This window comes from Kosakonia sp. SOY2 (genome assembly GCF_027109175.1).
Classification (GTDB): Bacteria; Pseudomonadota; Gammaproteobacteria; order Enterobacterales; family Enterobacteriaceae; genus Kosakonia.
On sequence record NZ_JAPVXH010000001.1, the window covers coordinates 941869 to 965027 of the forward strand.

The 23159-nt window shown below is 56.2% G+C and carries 22 protein-coding genes; 4 read left to right on the forward strand and 18 right to left on the reverse strand.

The window, feature by feature from the left end:
* Positions 1-163: 163 nt before the first annotated feature.
* On the forward strand, positions 164-589 hold the full coding sequence (locus O3S68_RS04485) for a CopD family protein (RefSeq protein WP_269230876.1): 426 nt from the start codon (positions 164-166) through the stop codon (positions 587-589).
* Between the two features lie 5 nt (positions 590-594).
* Here O3S68_RS04485 and nth read toward each other — a convergent pair whose 3' ends face one another.
* The 10 genes from nth to blr form a co-directional block, all read right to left on the reverse strand.
* Positions 595-1230 (reverse strand): endonuclease III, encoded by a 636-nt coding sequence (nth, locus tag O3S68_RS04490; protein ID WP_016496272.1) that lies wholly within the window; start codon positions 1228-1230, stop codon positions 595-597.
* A complete protein-coding gene (locus O3S68_RS04495) occupies positions 1230-1928 on the reverse strand; it encodes an electron transport complex subunit E (protein WP_016496271.1) in 699 nt (232 codons plus the stop codon). The genes nth and O3S68_RS04495 overlap by 1 nt, the downstream gene beginning before the upstream one ends.
* 3 nt (positions 1929-1931) lie before the next feature.
* Positions 1932-2552, reverse strand: a complete 621-nt coding sequence (gene rsxG / locus O3S68_RS04500; protein WP_269230877.1) for an electron transport complex subunit RsxG — start codon at positions 2550-2552, stop codon at positions 1932-1934.
* A 9-nt stretch (positions 2553-2561) separates the two neighbouring features.
* The gene (rsxD, locus tag O3S68_RS04505) at positions 2562-3614 is read right to left on the reverse strand and encodes an electron transport complex subunit RsxD (protein ID WP_269230878.1); all 1053 of its coding nucleotides are present in this window, start codon (positions 3612-3614) and stop codon (positions 2562-2564) included.
* On the reverse strand, positions 3615-6206 hold the full coding sequence (gene rsxC / locus O3S68_RS04510) for an electron transport complex subunit RsxC (protein ID WP_269230879.1): 2592 nt from the start codon (positions 6204-6206) through the stop codon (positions 3615-3617).
* On the reverse strand, positions 6199-6777 hold the full coding sequence (gene rsxB, locus O3S68_RS04515) for an electron transport complex subunit RsxB (protein ID WP_016496267.1): 579 nt from the start codon (positions 6775-6777) through the stop codon (positions 6199-6201). Before rsxB ends, rsxC begins: the two co-directional genes overlap by 8 nt.
* 1 nt (position 6778) lies before the next feature.
* Positions 6779-7360, reverse strand: coding sequence for an electron transport complex subunit RsxA (rsxA, locus tag O3S68_RS04520; protein WP_016496266.1), 582 nt, complete (start codon positions 7358-7360; stop codon positions 6779-6781).
* A gap of 77 nt (positions 7361-7437) precedes the next feature.
* Positions 7438-7878, reverse strand: coding sequence for a DUF2569 domain-containing protein (locus tag O3S68_RS04525; RefSeq protein WP_016496265.1), 441 nt, complete (start codon positions 7876-7878; stop codon positions 7438-7440).
* 86 nt (positions 7879-7964) lie between these two features.
* Positions 7965-8180, reverse strand: a complete 216-nt coding sequence (gene ydgT, locus O3S68_RS04530) for a transcription modulator YdgT (RefSeq protein WP_016496264.1) — start codon at positions 8178-8180, stop codon at positions 7965-7967.
* A 245-nt stretch (positions 8181-8425) separates the two neighbouring features.
* Entirely contained in the window at positions 8426-8563 is a 138-nt protein-coding gene (gene blr, locus O3S68_RS04535; RefSeq protein ID WP_016496263.1) for a division septum protein Blr, read from the reverse strand.
* Positions 8564-8766: 203 nt separating this feature from the next.
* On the opposite strand from blr, the gene O3S68_RS04540 reads away from it, so the two are divergent.
* On the forward strand, positions 8767-9807 hold the full coding sequence (locus tag O3S68_RS04540; protein ID WP_016496262.1) for an oxidoreductase: 1041 nt from the start codon (positions 8767-8769) through the stop codon (positions 9805-9807).
* A 45-nt stretch (positions 9808-9852) separates the two neighbouring features.
* Here the strand turns inward: O3S68_RS04540 and add are convergent, their stop codons facing one another.
* From add to manA, 5 genes are all read right to left on the reverse strand, one after another.
* Positions 9853-10854, reverse strand: a complete 1002-nt coding sequence (add, locus tag O3S68_RS04545; protein WP_269230880.1) for an adenosine deaminase — start codon at positions 10852-10854, stop codon at positions 9853-9855.
* A 100-nt stretch (positions 10855-10954) separates the two neighbouring features.
* Entirely contained in the window at positions 10955-12139 is a 1185-nt protein-coding gene (locus O3S68_RS04550; protein ID WP_269230881.1) for a MalY/PatB family protein, read from the reverse strand.
* 4 nt (positions 12140-12143) lie between these two features.
* Positions 12144-13757, reverse strand: a complete 1614-nt coding sequence (gene malX, locus O3S68_RS04555; protein ID WP_097407758.1) for a maltose/glucose-specific PTS transporter subunit IIBC — start codon at positions 13755-13757, stop codon at positions 12144-12146.
* A 167-nt stretch (positions 13758-13924) separates the two neighbouring features.
* On the reverse strand, positions 13925-15454 hold the full coding sequence (locus O3S68_RS04560) for a YdgA family protein (RefSeq protein ID WP_045513447.1): 1530 nt from the start codon (positions 15452-15454) through the stop codon (positions 13925-13927).
* Positions 15455-15559: 105 nt separating this feature from the next.
* On the reverse strand, positions 15560-16732 hold the full coding sequence (manA, locus tag O3S68_RS04565) for a mannose-6-phosphate isomerase (protein ID WP_269230882.1): 1173 nt from the start codon (positions 16730-16732) through the stop codon (positions 15560-15562).
* 197 nt (positions 16733-16929) lie between these two features.
* On the opposite strand from manA, the gene fumA reads away from it, so the two are divergent.
* Both fumA and fumC read left to right on the forward strand, forming a co-directional pair.
* Complete coding sequence (gene fumA / locus O3S68_RS04570) at positions 16930-18576, forward strand: class I fumarate hydratase FumA (protein WP_017456630.1); 1647 nt, start codon at positions 16930-16932, stop codon at positions 18574-18576.
* 134 nt (positions 18577-18710) lie between these two features.
* Positions 18711-20111 carry a class II fumarate hydratase gene (gene fumC / locus O3S68_RS04575; RefSeq protein ID WP_269230883.1) on the forward strand — a complete coding sequence of 467 codons (1401 nt, stop codon included), beginning with the start codon at positions 18711-18713 and terminating at the stop codon, positions 20109-20111.
* On the opposite strand, the gene tus is transcribed toward fumC, so the two are convergent.
* From tus to rstA, 3 genes are all read right to left on the reverse strand, one after another.
* Positions 20108-21037, reverse strand: coding sequence for a DNA replication terminus site-binding protein (gene tus, locus O3S68_RS04580; RefSeq protein ID WP_269230884.1), 930 nt, complete (start codon positions 21035-21037; stop codon positions 20108-20110). The two genes, fumC and tus, sit on opposite strands and share 4 nt — an antisense overlap.
* Before the next feature lie 75 nt (positions 21038-21112).
* The gene (rstB, locus tag O3S68_RS04585) at positions 21113-22408 is read right to left on the reverse strand and encodes a two-component system sensor histidine kinase RstB (protein WP_249882045.1); all 1296 of its coding nucleotides are present in this window, start codon (positions 22406-22408) and stop codon (positions 21113-21115) included.
* A gap of 21 nt (positions 22409-22429) precedes the next feature.
* Positions 22430-23152 carry a two-component system response regulator RstA gene (gene rstA, locus O3S68_RS04590; protein WP_269230885.1) on the reverse strand — a complete coding sequence of 241 codons (723 nt, stop codon included), beginning with the start codon at positions 23150-23152 and terminating at the stop codon, positions 22430-22432.
* Between the last annotated feature and the right edge of the window lie 7 nt (positions 23153-23159).

The following is a 23159-nucleotide window of genomic DNA, read 5'->3' on the forward strand; positions in this document are numbered from 1 at the left end:
ATTGCATCTGTAGCGAACCAGGATGCACAGGAAACCTGGTAAAGTGAGTATAACTAACCGCCGAAAAGTGGAGAGTGCCCGCACTTATCAGGGTGTTAATCCATGACAGCAGACAATGAGTCTGTCAGACTTGCCGCAATCTTTATTACACTGGAGTCAAACTATGAACTTTCATCCATGGCTCAACGCGTTACATATCGCGGCGGCCATCGTCTGGATAGGCGGAATGCTGGTTATGGCAGTTGTTGCCGGCTGGTGCGCTACACAAGCAGATAACACCGCGCGTGTCGCATTGGCGGGCGATGTCCGGCGCTGGAACCGGAAAATCACCACGCCTGCAATGGTGCTGCTGTGGGTTGCTGGTGCGGTAATGGTGGTTGCGCACGGTCAAATGCCGCATCTGTGGCTGATAATCAAGGTGGTGGTAGTGTTGCTGCTTTCAGGCCTGCACGGTTTTCTCTCTGCCACGCTGCGTCGCATCGCGGCAGGTGAAGCGGTGAAGGGAATGGGCGCTTTGCGTAATGCAACCACCATTACTGTTGTCGCTGTGGTGGTGATAATTCTGCTGGCGGTACTGCGCCCGTTCTGACGGCGTTAACTATCAACTTTACTGTCGTACTCGCACAGATCTTCGATAATGCAGGAGCCGCAGCGCGGCTTACGGGCGATGCAGGTGTATCGCCCGTGCAGGATCAGCCAGTGGTGGCAATCGACTTTAAATTCAGCGGGTACCACTTTCAAAAGCTTCTCTTCCACTTCCTCAACGTTTTTACCCGGCGCGAAACGTGTGCGGTTAGAGACGCGAAAAATATGCGTATCCACGGCGATGGTTGGCCAGCCAAACGCGGTGTTAAGTACCACATTGGCGGTTTTGCGCCCGACGCCCGGCAGCGCTTCCAGCGCGGCTCTGTCTTCCGGCACTTCGCCATTGTGTTTTTCCAGCAAAATACGGCATGTCTTGATGACATTCTCCGCTTTGCTGTTAAACAAGCCGATGGTTTTGATGTACTGCTTCACGCCCTCAACGCCCAGCTCCAGCATCGCTTTGGGCGTGTTTGCCACCGGGTAGAGCAGGGCTGTCGCTTTATTGACGCTGACATCGGTGGCCTGCGCGGAGAGCAGTACGGCGATCAGCAACTCAAACGGTGAGGTGAAATTCAGCTCGGTAGTCGGGTGCGGGTTGTTTTCCCGTAAGCGGGTTAAAATTTCCAGTCGTTTTGCTTTATTCATTATGCCTTCCCGGGCGCGGCCTGAGTGCTGTCGTTTTCCGCAGTCGCCGCCGCTTCACGGCGTTTTTTCATTTTCTGATCGATAAGGTATTTCACCGCCAGCATCATGCCGAGGCCAATAAACGCGCCCGGCGGCAACATCGCCAGCAGGAACGGGGAATCGGTGTGGAACACTTCTATGCGCAGCGCCTTCGCCCAGCCGCCTAACAGGCCATCCGCGCCATCAAACAGCGTACCGTTACCGAGGATCTCGCGCAGGGAACCCAGGACGAACATGGCGCAGGTTGCACCCATACCAATAGAGAAACCATCGAGTGCTGAAAGTGCCGGGCCTTTTTTGGCCGCAAACGCTTCAGCACGTCCCACCACGATACAGTTGGTGACGATCAGCGGAATAAAAATGCCCAGTGACTGGTAAAGCCCGAACGCATAAGCGTTGATCAGCATTTGTACCGCGCTGACCACCGAGGCGATGATCATCACGTAGATAGGGATGCGGATCTCATCCGGCGTCCAGCGGCGCAGGAGCGAGATAAACAGGTTGGTCAGGGTGAGTACGAGCGTTGTCGCCAGTCCCAGACCCAGCGCGTTGGTGGCAGTGGACGTGACCGCCAGCAGCGGACACATACCCAGTAGCTGTACCAGGGCAGAGTTGTTTTTCCACAGTCCCTGAACAATAACCTCTTTCACTTCGCTCATCGCTTACTCTCCACAACCCGGTAAACGGGAAAGCTGTTCCGGTAGTGTCATCGCGTACAGGCCGGTCCGTTTCACCGCGTTAACGACCGCGCGCGGCGTAATGGTCGCACCGGTAAACTGATCAAAATCACCGCCATCTTTTTTCACCGCAAAGTGACTATCGGCCGCGCCGTCAATCCGCTTCCCGGCGAAGTGGGTGATCCAGTCAGAAATTCGCAGCTCAATCTTATCGCCGAGACCCGGGGTTTCATGGTGCTCCGTCACCCGCACACCCAGCACCGTGCCGCTGAAATCTGCGCCGACAAGCAGCTGGATGGCGCCTGAGTAACCGTCCGGTGCGGTCGCTTCAAGGACAGCAGCAACCGGCTTGTCATTTTTTTTGGCGATCCACACATGGTGTTGTCCTTTGCCAAGCGCCGGATCGCTGACCAGAAAACAGCTCTGTTGCAGCGAGTTATTATAGCTGTCGCCCGGGATCACCTGATCAAACAGCGCTTTTTGTTGCAGCGCGGCCTGGTCGGCAATCGTTGTTTTGGTCATTTGGTCTATAGCGGCGGTCAGCCCGGTAGAACCCGCGGCGAACAGCGCCAGCGTCACGCCATGTTTACGCATTGTCTTTAGCATGGCGGCTCCTTAACGATGCCCGTACACGCGCGGACGCGTGTAGTAATCAATCAACGGCACGGTAATATTTGCCAGTAATACGGCAAAGGCCACGCCATCCGGGTAGCCGCCAAAACTGCGGATAAGCCACACCAGCACGCCTGCCAGCGCGCCAAAAATCAGCCGGCCTTTGTTGGTGGTCGAGGCGGTAACCGGATCGGTCAGAATGAAAAATGCACCGAGCATGGTCGCGCCAGAGAACAGATGCAATTGCGGCGCAGCCAGCGACTGCGGGGCGAAAACCCAGCCGAGTGTGGCGCAAATCGACAGGGTCAGCAGGAAGCTTACCGGGATATGCCAGCGAATGGTTTTCTGCCACAGCAGGAACAGACCACCGGCCAGATAACCGAGGTTGACCCACTGCCAGCCAGCACCAGCCAGCACGCCGCTATAGATAGGGGAGCGCAGGATCTGCTCGACGCTGTGTCCGGCATGCAATGAAGCTTTAAAAGTGTCGAGCGGCGTCGCCTGGCTGACGCCATCGATACCAATGCGCAGCGTTTCCATATTTGCGCCAGCGGCAGTGTGACCGGTGAAAATAACCTGTAACGCATCGATAAAGCCGGGAACGGTGCGTGCGATTTCATAGGGCGGCAGCCAGCTGGTCATCTGCACCGGGAAGGAGATTAACAGCACCACATAGCCAATCATCGCCGGGTTAAACGGGTTATGGCCTAAACCGCCGTAAAGCTGCTTGGCGATAACTACAGCGAACACGGTGCCAAGCACCACCATCCACCACGGGGCGAAAGAGGGAATACTGATAGCCAGCAGCAGACCGGTTAACAGGGCAGAGTTGTCCGCCAGGATCGCGCTAACGTTCTGCTTGCGTAATTTCAGTACCAGCGCTTCGGCAGCCAGTGCGCTGATAATGGCGAGAATGAGCTGTATCAGCGTCCCCCAACCGAAAAACCACAATTGCGCAGCAATGCCCGGCACGGCCGCGAGCGTCACCAGCAGCATGATACGTGAGGTCTGGCGCTGGTTATGGGTGTAAGGGGAACTTGCGATTCTGAAAACCATTTAATCCTCGTTAACGGCTTGCTGTGCGGCCTTCTTCGCCTGAACACGGGCGATGGCTGCGGCGACGGCGGCTTTGCGCGGGTCGTCATTGGCGGCCTGCGCAAAAGACGAGACCTCATCAGTTTGCGTGGCGGCTTGTAGTTGTTCTGATTTGCGCGCTTTGGCGCGGGCAATCGCCGCTTCAACGGCAGCTTTGCGCGGATCGACCGGTGCAGATTCAGCCGGTGACTGTCCGGCGTCCACCTGAGGTTGCTCAGCGTTTGCGGTCGATTCTGCTGGCTGGCTCTGCGCGAGCTTACGCGCTTTGGCGCGGGCAATCGCCGCTTCAACCGCGGCTTTGCGTGGATCGACCGGTGCAGGTTCAGCCGGTGACTGTCCGGCGTCCGCCTGTGGTTGCTCAGCGTTTGCGGTCGATTCTGCTGGCTGGTTCTGCGCGAGCTTGCGCGCTTTGGCGCGGGCAATCGCCGCTTCAACGGCGGCTTTGCGCGGATCAACCGGTGCAGATCCAGCCGGTGACTGTCCGGCGTCCGCCTGAGGTTGCTCAGCGTTTGCGGTCGATTCTGCGGACTGGCTCTGCGCGAGCTTGCGCGCTTTGGCGCGGGCTATTGCCGCTTCAACGGCGGCTTTGCGCGGATCGACCGGTGCAGATTCAGCCGGTGACTGTCCGGCGTCCGCCTGAGGTTGCTCAGCGTTTGCGGTCGATTCTGCGGACTGGCTCTGCGCGAGCTTGCGCGCTTTGGCACGGGCAATCGCCGCTTCAACGGCGGCTTTGCGTGGATCAACCGGTGCAGATTCAGCCGGTGACTGTCCGGCATCCACCTGTGGTTGCTCAGCGTTTGCGGTCGATTCTGCGGACTGACTCTGCGCGAGCTTGCGCGCTTTAGCGCGGGCAATCGCCGCTTCAACGGCGGCTTTGCGTGGATCGGCTGTTTCGCTGGTGGCGGCACTGTTTTCCACCTGCTGCGCTTTTTCTGCCTGGCGGGCGCGTGCCTGCGCTTTGCGTGCTTCGCGCGCGGCAATCACTTCGCTGTTATCAGGCATGGCACCGGCCTGAATGACAACTGGCTGGGCAGCGGTCGTCTGTTTTTCGCGCACGCGCGCCAGCGCGGCATCAATCGCCAGCTGATCTTTAGCCGCAGGCTGAACCGCAGCCTGTTTATGACGCTGCTGACGGGCGATTTTTTCGCGCTCAAGACGTGCCTGGCGCGCTTCAAAGCGCGCTTTGGCTTCGGCGTTGCGTTTTTCTTCCTCGGCGATGGCGTAAATCTCAGCCTTCTCCTGGCGGAAATATTGCACCAGCGGAATATTACTTGGGCATACCCACGCGCAAGCACCACATTCGATGCAATCGGAAAGGTTATGCGCCGTCGCTTTGTCGTGCTGCTGGCCTTTGCTGAACCAGTAGAGTTGCTGAGGCAGCAAATCGGCCGGGCAGGCGTCGGCGCAGGCGCTGCAGCGAATGCAGCCTTTTTCTTCCTGCGGCTCGCCCATCTCGCTGGCGGAAGGTGCTAACAGGCAGTTGGTAATTTTTACTACCGGCACATCCAGCCACGGCAGCGTGAAGCCCATCAGCGGGCCGCCCATAATCACCAGTTGCTCAGCGGAAGGGCAGAAACCGGCGAAATCGAGCAGATGGCGCACCGGTGTTCCCAGGCGCGCCCAGACATTGCCCGGTCGGCTAACCGCTTCACCGGTCACCGTAACAACGCGCTCCGTTAAGGGTTCGCCGTCGATCACCGCGCGTTTAACCGCATAGGCGGTACCCACGTTTTGCATCAGAATACCGATATCCGACGAACGTCCGCCGTGCGGCACCTGCTTGCCGGTGAGGATCTGCGTAAGCTGTTTGGCACCACCGGAGGGGTATTTCGTTGGGATGACTTTCAACTGAATATCGTGGCTGCCCGCCAGCACTGCACGCATCATGGAGATCGCCTGCGGTTTATTATCCTCAATACCGATAAGTACCTGACGCGGCCTAAGGATGTGCGCCAGAATCCGCACACCTTCCATAATCTGCGCCGCGCAATCCTGCATTAAGCGGTCATCAGCGGTGATGTAGGGCTCGCATTCCGCAGCGTTAATAATCAATGTTTCGATTTTATCGCCGCCGCCTTGCAATTTTGCTCCGGTCGGGAAGCCTGCGCCACCAAGGCCGGCTACGCCAAACTGGTGGATGCGCTCGATCAGCTCGTCATGGCTATGCGAACGATAATCCGCCCAGCCGTCGCGCTCAATCCAGCGATCTTCGCCATCCGCTTCAATAATGATGCTCATCTCTGGCAGCGCAGAGGGGTGTGCGGTGGAGTGGGGCGCAATCGCGACCACGGTGCCGGACGTCGGCGCATGAACAGGTAACATACGGCCACGGCCGCGCGTCAACGGCTGGCCACGCAACACCTTGTCACCGACGCGTACGCACAGTTCGCCTTCGGCACCAATATGCTGCTTTAACGGGAGCACAAAGCGGCTCGCCAGCGGCATTTGGCGCAGCGGCGTACCGTTTGATTGGGTTTTCATTTCAGGCGGATGAATGCCGCCGTGAAAATCCCACAGTTTCTCTTTTCGGAAAGCGGAAAATAACTTAAGCATGGTGTTCCACAGGAATATTACGCACCGGAATGGACTGCAAATCCCATTTCCAGCTATGGGTGGTCGTTTCCACAGGACGCAATTCAATGCACTGCGTCGGGCACGGATCCACGCAAAGATTACAGCCGGTGCACAGATCGCTCATCACCGTATGCATGGCGCGCGTTGCGCCGAGAATGGCGTCTACCGGACAAGCCTGAATGCACTTAGTGCAGCCAATGCAATTGTTTTCATCAATAACCGCTAGCATGCGTACAGGCTCAAGCGCTGCGGCATCGCCATCAATGGGTTGCGGATCGACATTCAATAGCGCGGCGATTTTCAGCATCACCGCTTCGCCGCCGGGGGCGCAGCGGTTAATTTTTTCACCCTGCAGACCAACCGCCTCAGCGTAAGGGCGGCAGCCTGGGTAGCCGCACTGCCCGCACTGGCTTTGCGGCAATAATTCATCAACGCGTTCAACAACCGGATCATCCTCAACCGCAAAACGGCGGGAGGCATAACCCAGAATGACGCCAAACAGCAGCCCCAGCACGCTCAGTGCGGCAACGGCTATGGAAATCGCACTCATATTACAGTTTCACCAGACCACTAAAGCCCATAAAGGCCAGAGACATTAAGCCCGCAGTGATTAACGCAATCGCATTGCCGCGAAAGGGGGCGGGCACATCGGCAACGGCAAGACGTTCGCGAATCGCGGCAAACAACACCATCACCAGTGAGAACCCTACGGCGGCGGCGAAGCCATACAACGCCGACTGCATGAAGTTGTGCCCAAGGTTGATATTGAGCAGGGCCACGCCGAGCACCGCGCAGTTAGTAGTGATAAGCGGCAGGAAGATACCCAGCAGGCGATAGAGCGCCGGGCTGGTTTTGCGCACCACCATTTCGGTGAACTGCACCACCACGGCGATAATCAGGATAAACGCCAGCGTGCGCAGATAGACTAAATCCAGCGGGATCAGCACCCATGTATCGATGAGCCAGGCACAGATAGACGCCATCGTCATCACGAAGGTGGTCGCCAGCCCCATGCCCATTGCGCTTTCCAGTTTTTTGGAAACGCCCATAAACGGACACAAGCCAAGAAACTTCACCAGCACGAAGTTGTTGACCAGTACCGTTCCGATAAATAGCAGCAGATAGTCTGTCATTATGTGGCCTGAAATAAAAAAAGCCGCCTATTATCGGTCAAACAGCACCGGGCGACAACAGGATAACTGTAAGGTTATTACGGATTAACAAAGGTCCTTTTCACGCGGCTTGAGCGCTTGAAATAGGGCACCATCAACGCGGCGGCAAGCAGCGGAAAGAGTAACTGACGCAGTGCCAGTTCATCGGTGACAGGAGCGAAGGCAAAGGCTTTCACGGAGAGCAATACGCAGACCAAAAGCCAGATAATATAGTGCTTCGGCACGCTGCGGCGGCGTTTAAAAAAGGCGATAACCAGCCAGAAAGTGTAATACCAGATGGCGATCGCGAAGGCGAAAGAGACGAACCACAGTATGGTTTGTTTCAGCGGTTGTGCGCCCAGCGCCGTTACCGACTGGGGTGTCATTAAGGCAGTGGCATACAGCAATAATGCCAGCGAGGTGCTTAATAACGTGACCAGCAACCAGGCCAGAGGGCCGAGTAACCAGCCTCCGATTCTTTCTGCGGGAGTCGTTGTCATGCGTATTCCTCTGTTAAGGCATTAATGCTCTGAATGGTTTCGCCGGGCGAGGAGTATAAAGCATTACACAACGAATGCCAGCGGCGTTACTGCACGTAGCGCCATACCGAGCGCGGAACGCACCCAATGTCAAACAGGCGGCCGCCAGAAACCAGTTCAGCCCGGCGATGATCGGCTGCGCGGTACATGTTGATAATTTCACCGCTGTCGGTCAGCGTGTAGTTAAGGTGATCAAACAATTTTTCCAGACTTTCAAGCGAACTGATTTTGCGGAATTTTAATAAATAGTCCTGAACGGTCATGTCGAGGGGTGTCCATATAATAAGAAAGAGGCAGAAAATATACGCGGGCTAATTTTGTACGAATAATAAACATTATTACCCGGGCGTAAATAGCACAGGAATGGTCTGCCACTAAATTAAGAGTTTTCTTTTCAGGTGAAACCAGGCACCAGAACAACGCCCGGCTGTGAAGATTAACGCCCTTCGTCATGGCTGGCAATAAGCATATGACGCTTAATTGCACTTTGCGCGTTTTACGGCGGCAATTATTTCTTTTGTGCCGCGACGCTCTGTTCAGGGGGCTGATAATTATCGATATGGCTGGCAAAAACCAAAAGAATGGTCGATACGCCGAGCACCACCCAGCCCATTAATTCAATAATCCGATTGAAAATTCCGGCCATACTTTTACTACTCCCTGATGTTTACTTTTGTCTGCGGCTGTCGATAAAAACCGACGCCCGGTTGCAGATTTAAGCAGATTTTTTAGGCAGAAACCAGGGCTGAGCGCGGTAAATTCATTCGTTTCGCTAATGGGTTGCTGAAGCGGTTGTCGCCACCTGGCAGATGGTGTGAAATAGACGTTCCAATAAGGAGAGACCCCTCTATGAGCGATAATATCCGTGTCGGATTAATAGGTTATGGCTACGCCAGCAAAACATTTCATGCGCCGTTGATTGCCGGAACGGCGGGAATGGAACTGGCCGCGATTTCCAGCAGCGACGAAGCGAAAGTAAAAGCGGATTGGCCAGCCGTGCCGGTTGTCTCTGAGCCGAAGCATCTGTTTAACGATCCCTCGATTGACCTGATTGTCATCCCCACGCCGAACGATACCCATTTCCCGCTGGCCAAAGCGGCGCTGGAAGCGGGCAAACATGTGGTGGTGGATAAACCCTTTACGGTGACACTGTCACAAGCACGTGAGCTCGACGCGCTGGCGCGCAGTCTCGGGCGTGTGTTGTCGGTGTTCCATAACCGCCGCTGGGACAGTGACTTTCTGACGCTGAAAGCCTTGCTGGCCGACGGTGCGCTGGGCGAAGTCGCCTATTTCGAGTCGCATTTTGACCGTTTCCGCCCGCAGGTACGTAACCGCTGGCGCGAGCAAGGTGGGCCAGGCAGCGGCATCTGGTATGATTTGGCGCCGCATTTGCTCGATCAGGCGGTTAACCTTTTCGGCTTACCGGTATCGATGACGGTGGATCTGGCGCAGTTACGCCCTGGCGCGCAATCCACAGACTATTTTCACGCGGTGCTTGCCTACCCGCAGCGGCGCGTTGTGCTGCATGGCACTATGCTGGCGGCCGCAGAATCGGCCCGCTATATCGTGCATGGTTCGCGCGGCAGTTACGTGAAATATGGTCTGGATCCGCAGGAGGAGTGCCTGAAAAGTGGTGCGCGGTTGCCGCAGGCCGACTGGGGTTATGACATGCGCGACGGCGTATTAACCCGCGTTGACGGCGAAGAGCGTAAGGAAGAGAACTGGCTGACGCTACCGGGCAACTACCCGGCTTATTACGCGGCCATTCGCGACGCGCTTAACGGCGTGGGGGAAAACCCGGTTCCGGCCAGCCAGGCGATCCAGATAATGGAGCTGATTGAGCTGGGCATTGAATCTGCAAAACATCGTTCCACGCTGAGTCTGACCTGAAAATCACCGCTCACGCATTGTCGTGAGCGGTTTTCTTCTTTCTTCTTACGCCTTCGCAACCCTATCGCGCAGCGCTTGTTTTTCCGCCGCGCTGAGAAAAGCCATCTCCAGCCCGTTAATCTGCGCCTGGCGAATCTGTTCGCGACTCAGCCCGGCGGCCGGGGCCGCAACCTGGTATTCATGACCAATTTCGACACCTTGCACGGCCGGGTCGTCGGTATTGATGCTCGCCAGAATGCCATGCTCAAGGAAGGTTTTCAGCGGATGGCGGGCGAGGGAGGGCACGGTACTGGTCTGAATATTCGACGTCAGACAGGATTCAATACCGATGCGTTGTTCGGCGAGAAAATCCATCAGCGCGGCATCTTCGATCGCCTTCACGCCGTGGCCAATTCGTACGGCGCCGAGTTCACGAATCGCCTGCCAGATGCTTTCCGGACCGGCGGCTTCACCCGCATGAACAGTAATCTGCCAGCCCGCATCGCGCGCACGGTTAAAATGCGAAAGGAAAAGACTACCAGGGAAACCCAGCTCATCACCGGCCAGATCCAGCGCGGTAATGCCGTCGCGGTGCGCCAGCAGCGCGTCGAGTTCCTGCAAACACGCGGCCTCGCCGAAGGTACGGCTCATAATGCCGATTAAGCGCACCTGCACATTGAAATCACGGCTCCCTTCGCGCACGCCGGCAATCACCGCTTCGACAACGCCCGCGACCGGCAGGTTGTGGGTCATCGCCATATAACCTGGCGAAAAGCGCAGTTCAACGTAGTGCAACCCGTTCAGCGCCGCGTCCTGCATGTTTTCGTAAGCGACGCGGCGACAGGCATCCAGTGACGCCAGCACTTTGACACCCCAGTCGAGTTTCGCAAGGAAGCTGACCAAATCCGGTTCATTAGAGGTGACCTGAACGTGCGGACGCAGTGCTTCAAGGGTTTGTGCAGGCAGGGGCAGATTGTACTGGCGGCCAAGATCCAGAATGGTTTGTGCACGGATGTTTCCGTCGAGATGGCGATGAATATCAGTTAACGGCAGGTTGGGATCAATCATGGTCGCACTCTTATTTTAAGAAAGTGCTCGCCATTATAGAGACAAAAGGCGGTAAAAAGCTATCTTGCGCAACCCGGAGGGCGGGTTGCGCAAATCTGGTTTAATAAAGCGACGCTAATGCCGCGATTAATCCCTTCACACCTTGTTCGAGTTTCATCCGTGGGCAACCGACATTCAGGCGCACAAAGCCTCGTCCTTCCGCGCCGTAAGTATCGCCGCGCATGATGGCCACCTTTTGCTCCTCGATCAGCGCTTTTTGCAGTGCGGAATCATCAATCCCTAACGGGCGCAAATCTATCCATGCCAGATAGGTGGATTCCGGTACTTGCCAGTTCAGCACAGGAAAGGCGTTATTCAGACGCTCTGCCAGATAAACCAGATTGGCGCGCAGGTAAGCACGAAGCGCATCCAGCCACGGCGCGCCGTCGCGGTAAGCGGCGATATGGGCGACGACCGACAGCACCGCCGGCGAGGAGAGGCCGTTGCTGTTTTTCAGCGCCTCCAGCCAGCCATTGCGCGACGACGCATCATCAATAAGCCCCCACGCGCCGGTCAGTGCGGGAATGTTAAAGCTTTTCGATGCCGAGCTAAACAGCGCCCACGGCCCGCGAGCGACAGCGCACCAGGGGATGTGCGGTTGGCTGCTCCAGACCATATCCATATGAATTTCATCGCTTATCACTTTCACGTTATGGCGTTCACACAGCGCCGCCATGGTTTCCAGTTCATGGCGAGTCCATACTTTGCCGGTCGGGTTTTGCGGGCTGCACAGCAGCAGGATTTTACTCTCCGGCCTTGCCAGCACGGCGTCGAGCTGCGCCATATCGCAAAACCAGCCTGCATTGTTGTGTTGAAGCGGCACGGCCAGCAACTGCCGCTGATTCCCCTGAATGGCTTTATAAAACGCGTCATACGCCGGGGTATGAACCACGATGCCATCGCCCGGCTGTGACCACTGGCGGATCATTTCGGCAATCATCCAGATAACCGACGGACCATAAACAATGCTGTCAGTATCGATCTGCGTATTAAAGCGGCTGGTCATCCAGTGCGAAATAGCCCCCAGAAACGCCTCGTTTTTCCAGCGGCTGTAACCCAGTACGCCATGCGTAAGCCGCTGTTGTAGCGCGTTAATCACGCACGGCGCGGTGGCAAAATCCATATCGGAAATGGTGAAAGGAAGCAAATCCGCGCGCCCAAAGCGATCGGCGACATAATCCCACTGCGTACACCAGGTGCCGCGGCGGTCAACCGGAGTGGCGAAATCGAAGATATCCGTGGTCATTTTATTATTCCGCCTCCACCGGGGTGCCAAACCGTTGCGCATTGATAAGCTGCGCCATTTCATCTTTTACTGACTGCACCTGCGGCCCAATCACCACCTGCAAATCATGTTCATTCACTTTGATAACGCCAATCGCGCGGTTGGCCTTGAGGGCGTCAACATTGACGTTATCCATCTCCTTGACCGACAGGCGTAAGCGGGTGATGCAGTTATCCAGCGTTGCGACGTTATCCGCCCCGCCAAGCGCGGTAAGCAGGGCAGGAACGTCATAACCGGATTTGCCCGTCACGCCCTGCGTTGCAGAGGCCGCGCTTTCCGCTACAGCGTTGTCGCGCCCCGGTGTTTTCAGGTCAAAATGGGTGATCGCGAAACGGAATAAGGCGTAGTAAACGACGAACCAGATGGCGGCCACCAGCGGCACCAGATACCACTTCGTCGCCATGCCGTGCAGCACGCCGAAGACAATGAAATCAATCACATTGCCATCCGTGTTGCCGATCGTCACGCCGAGCACAGCCATCACGGTAAAGCCCAGCCCGGTGAGCACGGCATGAATTAAATAGAGCACCGGGGCGACAAACAGGAACAGAAATTCGATCGGTTCGGTAGTGCCGCCCACCACGCAGGCAATCACGCCGGAAATCATCAACCCTTTTATTTTATGGCGGTTTTCGGGCCGTGCGCAGTGGTACATCGCCAGCGCCGCGCCGGGTAAGCCGCCCAGGAACGCGGGCATCTTGCCTTGCGAGAGAAAACGGGTCGCGCTTTCGGCGAAACCGTGCGTTTGCGGGCAGTTAAGCTGCGCCTGGAAAATGGTCAATGCACCGCTGACGCTGTGTCCACAAACGTCCATCGTTCCACCGGCTTCCGTAAAACGGATCAACGCCACCAGAATATGTTGCAGACCAAAGGGCAGCAGCAGGCGTTCGCCAGTGCCGAAAATCATCGGCCCAAAATCTCCGGCGCGATCGATAATGTGCCCCAGGCCGCTAATCGCCATGGCAAACCACGGCCAGACCAGCGGGATCGCAAGCCCCACCACGCCCATCACGACGCTGGTGACAATCGGCACCGAGCGCGTCCCGCCGAAAAAGGCCAGCGCGTCCGGCAGGCGCAGGGTGTGAAAGCGTTCATGTAAACGCCAGATAATAATCCCGGCAATCACCGCGCCGAGGATCCCGGTATCAATGGACTGGATGCCGAGCACATTCTGCACGTTATGTGCTTTGAGCAGTGATGCATCGGTAGTGGGCAATATGCCCTGCGCGGTAAGCCAGAAATTCACCGCCAGGTTCATCACTGCATAGCCGACAAAACCGGAAAAAGCCGCCACGCCTTTATCTTCACGCGCCAGTCCAAGCGGAATAGCGATGCAGAACATCACGGGCAGGAAACTGAACGCGAATGAGCCAATTTTGTTCATCCAGATAAAAATGGCCTGCAGCAGCGGATGGCCCAACACCGGCAGCAGTGTTATCACATCGCGGCTGCTCAGCGAGCTGCCAATGCCGAGCATGATGCCGCAAAAAGACAGCAGCGCGACGGGCAGCATAAAGGTTTTACCGAGCTGCTGGAAAAATGCCCACAGGTTCGCTTTTTGCGCGGTTTTCCCCGCCATAACCTCTCCTCACGAAAAAAGAATGCTCTGGCGGATGCGCAGAGCGCAGACGGTTTTATCAGTTTTTGTCGCGCAAAAAGCGCGAGCCGGTAACGGGGTTGTCGTTTTCGGATTCCGGCAAGGTGGCCCAAAAGAAAATAAAAAGCCCCTCGAAAGGGGCTGGAAAATTACTGCTGCGGTACCGCCGGAACGGGCGGTGTCGCGTCGTCCGGCTGGGCAGGCTGCAGCCCTGGCATACCAAACATCCCGACAAACTGCTCGAGCGGCATTTTTTCGCCATTCAGCGTCACCTGGCCGTTAGCATATTGCAGGCTGGTGAGGATGCTGTTGTTTTCCACGGTGGTGATGCGGAACATCTGGCCCATCGCCGCCAGGCCTTTCACCTGCTGGCTTGCCAGTTTCGCCGCGTCCTCTTGCTGATAACCTTCAAGTTTCGCCACCTGAGTCATCATTTCGGTGGCCATATCCAGCGGGATCGTCAGCTTGCTGTCGAGGGATTTCACCGTGCGGTCAACCTGATCGGCCAGCGTTTGCGGCGTGCCGGTTGCGGTTGACGGATCTTTCAGGAACAGGGACATATTAAACGACGCTTCGCCTTTGGCGTTCTTCCAGCTTAGCGGCGCAATGGTCAATACCGGCTCGCCTTTCAGCAACAGCGGAACAATACTGAGGAACGCTTCAGTGGCTTTCTGCTGGTAGAGCTCCGGGTTCTGCGCGATATCCGGTTGCGCCATTAAGGCCCGGATTTGCGCGTCGTACTGCTCGCTGGCCTGATGCCAGGCTTTGCCGTCAATCTGACCCACTTTCAGCGTCAGTTTTCCGCTGCCGAGATCCTGACCCTGCACCTTCAGGCTGTTCAGGGAGTAATCCAGTTGGCTGTTAAGGCTCTTTTTGTCGTCCGCAACGTCCGATTTGGCGGTTAAGTTCATGCCTTCGAGCAGCGCCATCTCTTTATTTTCAATAGAGATCGCGAGCTTATCGAGGCTCATCTTCTGGTTGCCGGTACGCTCATCAAAGCTGGACATTTCGCTGGAGCCGTCGGTTTTCAGGTTATTGAACGACAGCTGCACTTTCTGCCCATATTCATTTACCGTATCCACCAGGCCGCTTTCGGCTTCGCCGCTCAGCGACAACGCGTTACCTTTGCTGTCTGCGCTGAAGCGGAAATGACCGCCGCTGAAGGCAACTTTGTCGCCATCTTTTTCTGAATTCAGCGGGCTCAGCACGACATCCGTGCGGGTATCGCCGCTGTAGCCAATGCGGGTGTCGGCGGAGAAGGGCGCCTGGCCTTTGGCGATATCAAACAGCCCTTTTGTCACTTCGTTATTGACCAGTTGCGTATGCACGGAAGCCATCGCAGGCGTCAGGCTAAAGGTTTTAAGCTGCGCCAGCGGGAAGGGTCCATGATCGACCGTCTCGTGCAGAACAATGGCTTGCCCCGGCTTCAGCCAGGTATTGGTGCTGCCGGCGAGCGGTTTAATGTTTAACGTTAACTGGCTGGAAAAGAGGCCGCGCTGGTAATCCTGCGCAGAGAGCTCAATATTGGCCTCCGGCGCGTTGCGCTTAATTTGTGCGTTCGCCTGGCTGACCATCTCCGCCAGACGACCTTCAAGTTGTTTGCCGGTGTACCAGGCTCCGCCCGTCCAGACGATACCGAGCGCGACGATAATCCCCGCGGCAACCCACGTTTTTTTCATAGTATTTATCCCTAAAAAAGAAACCAGGCGGTTAACGCCGCCTGGATGTCGAGTGATGTGCCTTCAAGCTTAGCAATCCTTGCTAAAAAGTTCAGTAACTTACTCTCACTTATTAAACACTCGCGCTACGCGACCGGTGCCGCTTACGCCAACAGGTGATTCGTCGGCGGCGATAAACGCTGATTCACCTGCCTTGAGCACTAATTGCTGGCTCGCTTTGCTGAGCACCGCCTCACCTTCGACGCAGAAGACAATGGCCGCGCTCTGCTGCGCCAGCTGGGTTTCGCTGGTGCTGAGATCGTGCAGCGAGAAGGCAAAGTCGTCTACCGGGATCGGGAAATCCAGCTCCGCGCCGTGCTGCGTCGGTTGCGTCAGCAGCTCATTCGCCGGTTTTGGCGTGAATTTTACGTTCGCCACCAGTTCCGGAATGTCGATATATTTCGGCGTCAGTCCGGCGCGCAATACGTTGTCAGAGTTCGCCATCACTTCCAGCGCCACGCCCTGCAGATAGGCATGCGGCGTTTCGGCAAACAGAAACATTGCTTCGCCTGGGTTCAGTTTCACCACATTCAGCAGCAGCGGAGAGAAGAGGCCGCTGTCATCCGGGTAGAACTCGCTAATCAGGCGAATGGTCTGCCACGGTTCGCCGGAGTGATTGCCGAGCGCTGATTTCAGCACCGCCAGCGCGCGGGATTTCTCCTCGCCTTGCATATTGAGCAGTGCGGCAAACAGCTCGCTCAGGCGCTCTGCGCCCGGCGCTTGCAGGAAATGGGCGATCGCCGGGTGCGCGCCCGCCACCGGTTGCAGCAGGGAAACAATGTCGGAAAACTCGCGAAAGGCGTTCATCGCAAGGAACGGCGTCAGGGCAAACACCAGTTCCGGCTTGTGATTTGGATCTTTGTAGTTACGTTCTGCGGCGTCCAGCGGAATGCCTGCGGCGTTCTCTTTGGCAAAGCCTGTTTCGGAGTTTTTCTTGTTGGGATGCACCTGAATCGACAGCGGCTGGTCGGCGCACAGCACTTTAAACAGGAACGGTAATTCGCCAAAACGGTTAGCGACGGCGCTGCCCAGCAAACGGGTTTTGTCCTGATCAATCACCTCACGCAGCGCACGGGTCTGGCCGCTGGCATCCTGCACCTTTGAGCTGCTCTTCGGGTGCGCACCCATCCACAGTTCCGCCATCGGCAGATTGTCAGGATTGGCGATGCCGTAGAGATCCGTTAATGCCGTTTTACTTCCCCAGGCATAGTTCTGCACGGAGTTGATGAGTTTTTGCATTATCAAGCCCTTTCTCATTAATGAAATTATGGCGTTATTAAAGCAACAAAGCCGACGGAAGTAACCTGCGAGGGTAAAAAGTCGTACTAGTCTCAGTTTTTGTTAAAAAATTGTGTAGGATATGGCGACTCGCTTTAACACAGGCAGATGGATTGACTGCCTGAACAATAACCAGATCAGCCGTAAGTGAGAGAACAATGTCGAACAAACCCTTTTATTATCAGGATCCTTTCCCGCTCGGAAAGGATGACACCGAATACTACCTGCTAAGCCGCGACTATGTTTCTGTGGCTGAGTTTGAAGGGCAGCAGATCCTGAAAGTGGATCCGCAAGCGCTGACCCTGCTGGCGCAACACGCTTTCCACGACGCCTCATTTTTACTGCGCCCGGCGCACCAGCAGCAGGTCGCCGATATCCTTGCCGATCCCGAAGCCAGCGAAAATGACAAATATGTCGCCCTGCAATTCCTGCGCAACTCGGACATTGCCGCGAAAGGCATTCTGCCGACCTGCCAGGACACCGGCACGGCGATCATCATGGGTAAAAAAGGGCAGCGTGTCTGGACCGGTGGCGGGGATGAAGCGGCGCTGGCACGCGGTGTTTACAACACCTACACCGAAGAGAACCTGCGCTATTCGCAAAACGCCCCGCTGGATATGTACAAAGAGGTGAATACCGGTACCAACCTGCCGGCGCAGATTGATCTCTACAGCGTTGATGGCGACGAGTATAAATTCCTCTGCATCGCAAAAGGCGGCGGTTCGGCGAATAAAACCTACCTGTTTCAGGAAACCAAAGCACTGATCACGCCGGCGAAGCTGAAAAATTATCTGGTTGAGAAGATGCGCACCCTCGGCACAGCGGCCTGCCCGCCGTACCATGTCGCGTTTGTGATTGGCGGTACGTCGGCGGAAGCGACGCTGAAAACGGTCAAACTTGCCTCCACCAAATATTATGACGCGCTGCCAACTGAAGGTAACGAGCACGGACAGGCGTTCCGCGACGTGCAGCTGGAGCAAGAACTGCTGGTGGAAGCGCAGAACCTCGGTCTTGGCGCACAGTTCGGCGGCAAATATTTTGCGCATGATATTCGCGTGATCCGCCTGCCGCGCCACGGTGCGTCTTGCCCGGTTGGCATGGGCGTATCCTGTTCAGCCGATCGCAATATCAAAGGTAAAATCAACCGCGATGGCATCTGGCTGGAGCGTTTAGAGCAGAATCCGGGCAAATACATTCCGGAAGCGCTGCGCGAGGCCGGTGAAGGCGAAGCCGTGAAAGTGGATCTTAACCGCCCGATGAAAGCGATCCTCGAACAGCTTTCGCAGTACCCGGTCTCTACGCGCTTGTCGCTTACCGGCACGATTATCGTTGCGCGCGATATCGCCCACGCGAAGCTCAAAGAACTGATGGACAGCGGCGAGCATCTGCCGCAGTACATTAAAGATCATCCGATTTACTACGCAGGCCCGGCAAAAACGCCGGAAGGCTATGCCTCCGGTTCGCTGGGGCCGACTACCGCCGGGCGTATGGACTCTTATGTCGATCAACTGCAGTCGCAGGGCGGTAGCATGATCATGCTGGCGAAAGGTAACCGCAGCCAGCAGGTGACCGATGCCTGTCACAAGCATGGCGGTTTCTACCTCGGCAGCATTGGCGGCCCGGCGGCGATCCTTGCGCAGAACAGTATCAAAAGCCTTGAGTGTGTCGCTTATCCGGAACTCGGTATGGAAGCTATCTGGAAAATTGAAGTGGAGGATTTCCCGGCGTTTATCCTTGTGGATGACAAAGGCAACGACTTCTTCCAGCAAATTCAATCCGGGCAGTGTGCCCGCTGTGTTAAATAGTATTGACCGCCCTTCGGGGCGGTTTTTTTAAGCACAAAGCAGTAAACAACATTATAAAAAGCATCAATACTTTTACTTGTTTGCAGGTGAGCAATGTCGCAACCCAATATCACTTTGTAACCAAGGAGAGAGTCATGGCAACGCATCGCAGTGAGAAAGATTCGATGGGCGCAATCGACGTCCCGGCAGACAAACTGTGGGGAGCGCAAACCCAGCGATCGCTTGAGCATTTTCGTATTTCAACGGAAAAAATGCCGGTCTCACTGATCCACGCACTGGCGCTGACCAAACGCGCGGCGGCGAAAGTTAATCAGGATTTGGGGTTACTGCCCGAAGAGAAAGCGCGCGCGATCATCGCGGCGGCGGATGAAGTGCTGGCCGGGGAACATCCCGATGAGTTTCCGCTCGCTATCTGGCAGACCGGGTCCGGTACGCAGAGCAACATGAACATGAACGAGGTGCTGGCCAATCGCGGCAGCGAAATCCTCGGCGGCGTGCGCGGCATGGAACGCAAGATCCATCCCAATGACGACGTGAATAAAAGCCAGAGTTCCAATGATGTTTTCCCGACAGCGATGCATGTCGCGGCGGTGATTGGCGTGCGTGAGCAACTGATCCCGCAGCTACAGGTGCTGAAAAAGACGCTTAATGAGAAAGCCACCGCGTTTGCCGGTATTGTCAAAATCGGCCGTACGCATTTGCAGGACGCGACGCCGCTGACGCTGGGCCAGGAGATCTCCGGCTGGGTGGCGATGCTTGAGCATAACCTCAAACATATCGAACAAAGCTTGCCGCATCTGAGCGAACTGGCGCTTGGCGGCACCGCCGTGGGCACCGGACTGAATACGCACCCGGAATACGCCGTGCGCGTGGCGCAAGAGCTGGCCAGCTTTACCGGACAACCGTTTATTACCGCGCCCAACAAATTTGAAGCGCTGGCGACCTGCGATGCACTGGTGCATGCCCATGGCGCGCTGAAAGGGCTGGCCTCTTCGTTAATGAAAATCGCTAACGATGTGCGCTGGCTCGCCTCTGGCCCGCGGTGTGGTATCGGCGAAATCGCCATCCCGGAAAACGAACCGGGTAGCTCGATCATGCCGGGTAAAGTTAACCCCACACAGTGCGAAGCGATGACCATGCTATGCTGCCAGGTGCTGGGCAATGATGTGGCGGTGAATATTGGTGGCGCATCCGGCAACTTTGAGCTGAACGTTTTCCGCCCGATGGTTATCCATAATTTCCTGCAATCGGTGCGTCTGCTGGCGGACGGGATGGAGAGCTTTAACGAGCATTGCGCCGTGGGGATTGAACCCAACCGCGAGCGTATTGATCAACTGCTCAATGAGTCTTTGATGCTGGTGACCGCACTGAATACCCATATCGGCTACGACAAGGCGGCGGAAATTGCCAAAAAAGCGCATAAAGAGGGGCTGACGCTGAAAGCTTCTGCGCTGGCGCTCGGCTACCTGACGGAAGCCGAGTTTGACAGCTGGGTGCGTCCGGAATCGATGGTTGGCAGTTTGAAACAGGCTTAACCCGCCAGATACAGGTGCAGCCGCGGGATGATCAGCGTCAGCGGCTGCGCCTGCGGTTTATAGCGGTGTTGAATAGTTTCCGCGTTGTAATCCAGCAGCTCGCCAATATCCGGAACGGTTCCACCATTCTCTTCTGAAATCAGCGTGATAAGCGGTGTCGGACAGGCATATTGCACCTGCTTTTGTGAACCGGCATACCAGACGCGGGCAATGGGCTGCACTTTCACCGGACGTTTGATTTTCAGCCGCGCCTGTTTTGGCAGGGCGGCGATATCGTTGTACTCCTGTTCAATACGTCCCAGCCACTCTTCTCGCGTCCATGCAGAGACGGCGCGCGGGGATTTCAGGCTTTTTTCCAGTTGCGCCAGTACCTCATCGCGGGTGAGGTTTTTAATAATGTGCTTATTCGCCCAGCCAAAACGGATGGTTGCCGGTGCGCGAATGGCCGTCAGTGTCCGGTAAGCATTTAAGGTGATAAGCCCCGGCAGATGGCGGTGAACCCATTCAAACCGGGCCGCAGGGGCCAGCCCCGATTCCTGAGTGACTATCCGTTCAAAGGTTGATTTCAGCGCGTTCACGGTGCTGATGCGTTCAGCCAGCGCGCTAAGCGTGGCCTCATTTGCCTGGTAGCAGATAACGCCCGGCAGCCGCACAGCAGCTTTGCTGCTGCGGTTTTCCGACTGCTGCTGAATAAATAAATGGGTGAAATGATTGAGGGCAAGCGCTGCCGCCTGCTGACCAAGATGTTGTTCGACATGGATCGTGGTAAGCGGGTTGTGTTCCGCGCCTTTGGGGATATCCGGCAGGCTAAATACGCGCGCGGCCATTAACCGGCACTCTGCTAACTCGGTTTTTAGCGCAGCCAGTTGCTGTTCCAGCTGCCGGAAGGTGGTGTTGAGGCGTTCGATCAAATCTAAGGCAGCCATTGTCTACTCCATTAGTTACAACATACTTGTATTTATAGCACAGTCGCCGGGAACAGGCCACTGTGCGGTTAATGGTCAGGAGGGCAAAACAATGTGGTGGTAAATTGGCCAGTGGAAAGAAAATTTCGCGCCGCCCAGCTCGCTCTGCGCGCAACTGACTTCGCCGCCGAAAGCCTGCGCGATGGAATGCACAATTGCCAACCCTAACCCGCAGCCGCCGGTCGCGCGGTCGCGGCTGGGATCGAGGCGAACAAAGGGTTCAAACACGCGTTCGCGCTCTTCGGGCGCAATACCGGGGCCATCATCTTCAACGATCATACAGGCTTGTGAACCTTCGCGTTGTAAGGTGACTTTTATCGTTTGCTGGCTGTAACGCAGGGCGTTATTCACCAGATTATCCAGCACGCGCTCCATCAAACGCATATCCAGCGCGCCATAATCTTCACCCGGCGTTGTTGCCAGCAAAAAGGTGTGCTGCGGGTTCATGCTGCGCGCATCGTCAAGGTAACTGCTGAACCACGCCGGTAGATCCGGCGTAGTGAGTTTCAGTTCGGTCTGCGGGCGATCGAGACGGGCGTAAGTCAGCAACTCTTCAATCAGCGCTTCCAGTTGCCCGATATCGCGATTTAACGCCGCATGCTCGGTTTCGCTGAGGTTTTCGCTCATCTCCAGCCGGTAACGCAGCCTGACCAGCGGCGTGCGCAGTTCGTGGGCTATGCCGTCTATAAGGTGCTTTTTACTGGCAATCAGCGCATTGATATTGTCCGCCATCTGGTTAAAGGCGATGCCGAGCCGCTCAAAACTCGAGGCACTGTCAAAATGAATGCGCTCCTCTAAATGCCCCTCGCCGAAGCGTTGTGCTGCCGATTCAAGCCGCAACATCTCCTGCCAGTGCGGGCGCATCCAGATAAATACCGGGAAGGCGAGAGAGATAGCAATTAACGCCATCAATCCCATATCCAGCAGCCGCGTTTCATGCAGGAAAAAGAGATACGGCACCGGGCCGACCGCCAAAACATAATGGCTGCGGGGAATACGCTGGATAAAGGTGTATTCCGAATCAAGCGCCACGATATCGCCTTCGCGCAGCCGTTGCGCCGGACGTGGTTCCAGCGTGTATTTGCTCATTGGCTCAATGCGCAGATTAAACGACAGATTGAGATCCAGCTCCTTCAGGGTTCTGGCCCATTGATTGGGCGGGATCTCGCGCAGCTCGCTACGCATCAGGTACAGCGAGCTTTTCATCAGGTCGTCGAGGGACTGGCGGCCAGCGCGCTCGGCGGTGAATTTATAAACCAGACCCACCAGCATCGTCATGACCAGAAAGCAGACGAACAGCAAAAGGTAAAACTGGACGAACAGCTTTTTCATAGCGACACCTGGTTTTGCGTTTTAGTTGTCCCACGCATGCGGGGCAAACAGATAGCCTTTGTTGCGCACGGTTTTAATACGGTAGGGTTCCGTTGCGCTGTCGAGCAATTTTTTACGCAGACGGGAAATCGCCACATCAACGCTGCGATCCATGCCATCGTAGCTTACACCACGTAAGTTTTTCAGCAGCGCATCGCGGTCCATAATCTGCCCGGCATGGGTCGCTAATTCCCACAGCAATTCGAAATCGGCGGTGGAGAGGGCGACTTGTTGCCCGGCCAGCAACACCTGGCGGTTAACCGGATCGATAGACAAGGTGCCGAAGCTGATTGTCTTATGCTGTTTCAGCGAGGGCGTGGCGGGTTCGGCGACGGTATTCACACTACTGCGCTGGCGCAAATGCAAACGCAGACGCGCCAGCAATACGGCGGGCGGCGTGGTTTTCAGAATGTAATCGTTGGCGCCCATCTCCAGTGAAAGAATGTGGTTCATATCACTGTCCAGCGAGGTGAGCAGCACAATCGGGCCGCTCCACTGGTTACGCAGGTCGCGGCACAAGGTCATGCCATCTTTCCCGGGCAGCATGATATCCAGCAGCACCAGTTCGGGTTTTTCGCGGGCGATCACCTCTTCGGCGCGATCGCCACGGGGTTCGACAATGACGTCCATATCGTGTTTGCCCAGATAAGCGGCAATCAGTGCGCCCACTTCCGGGTCATCTTCCACAAAAACGATCTTATTCATAAGCCAT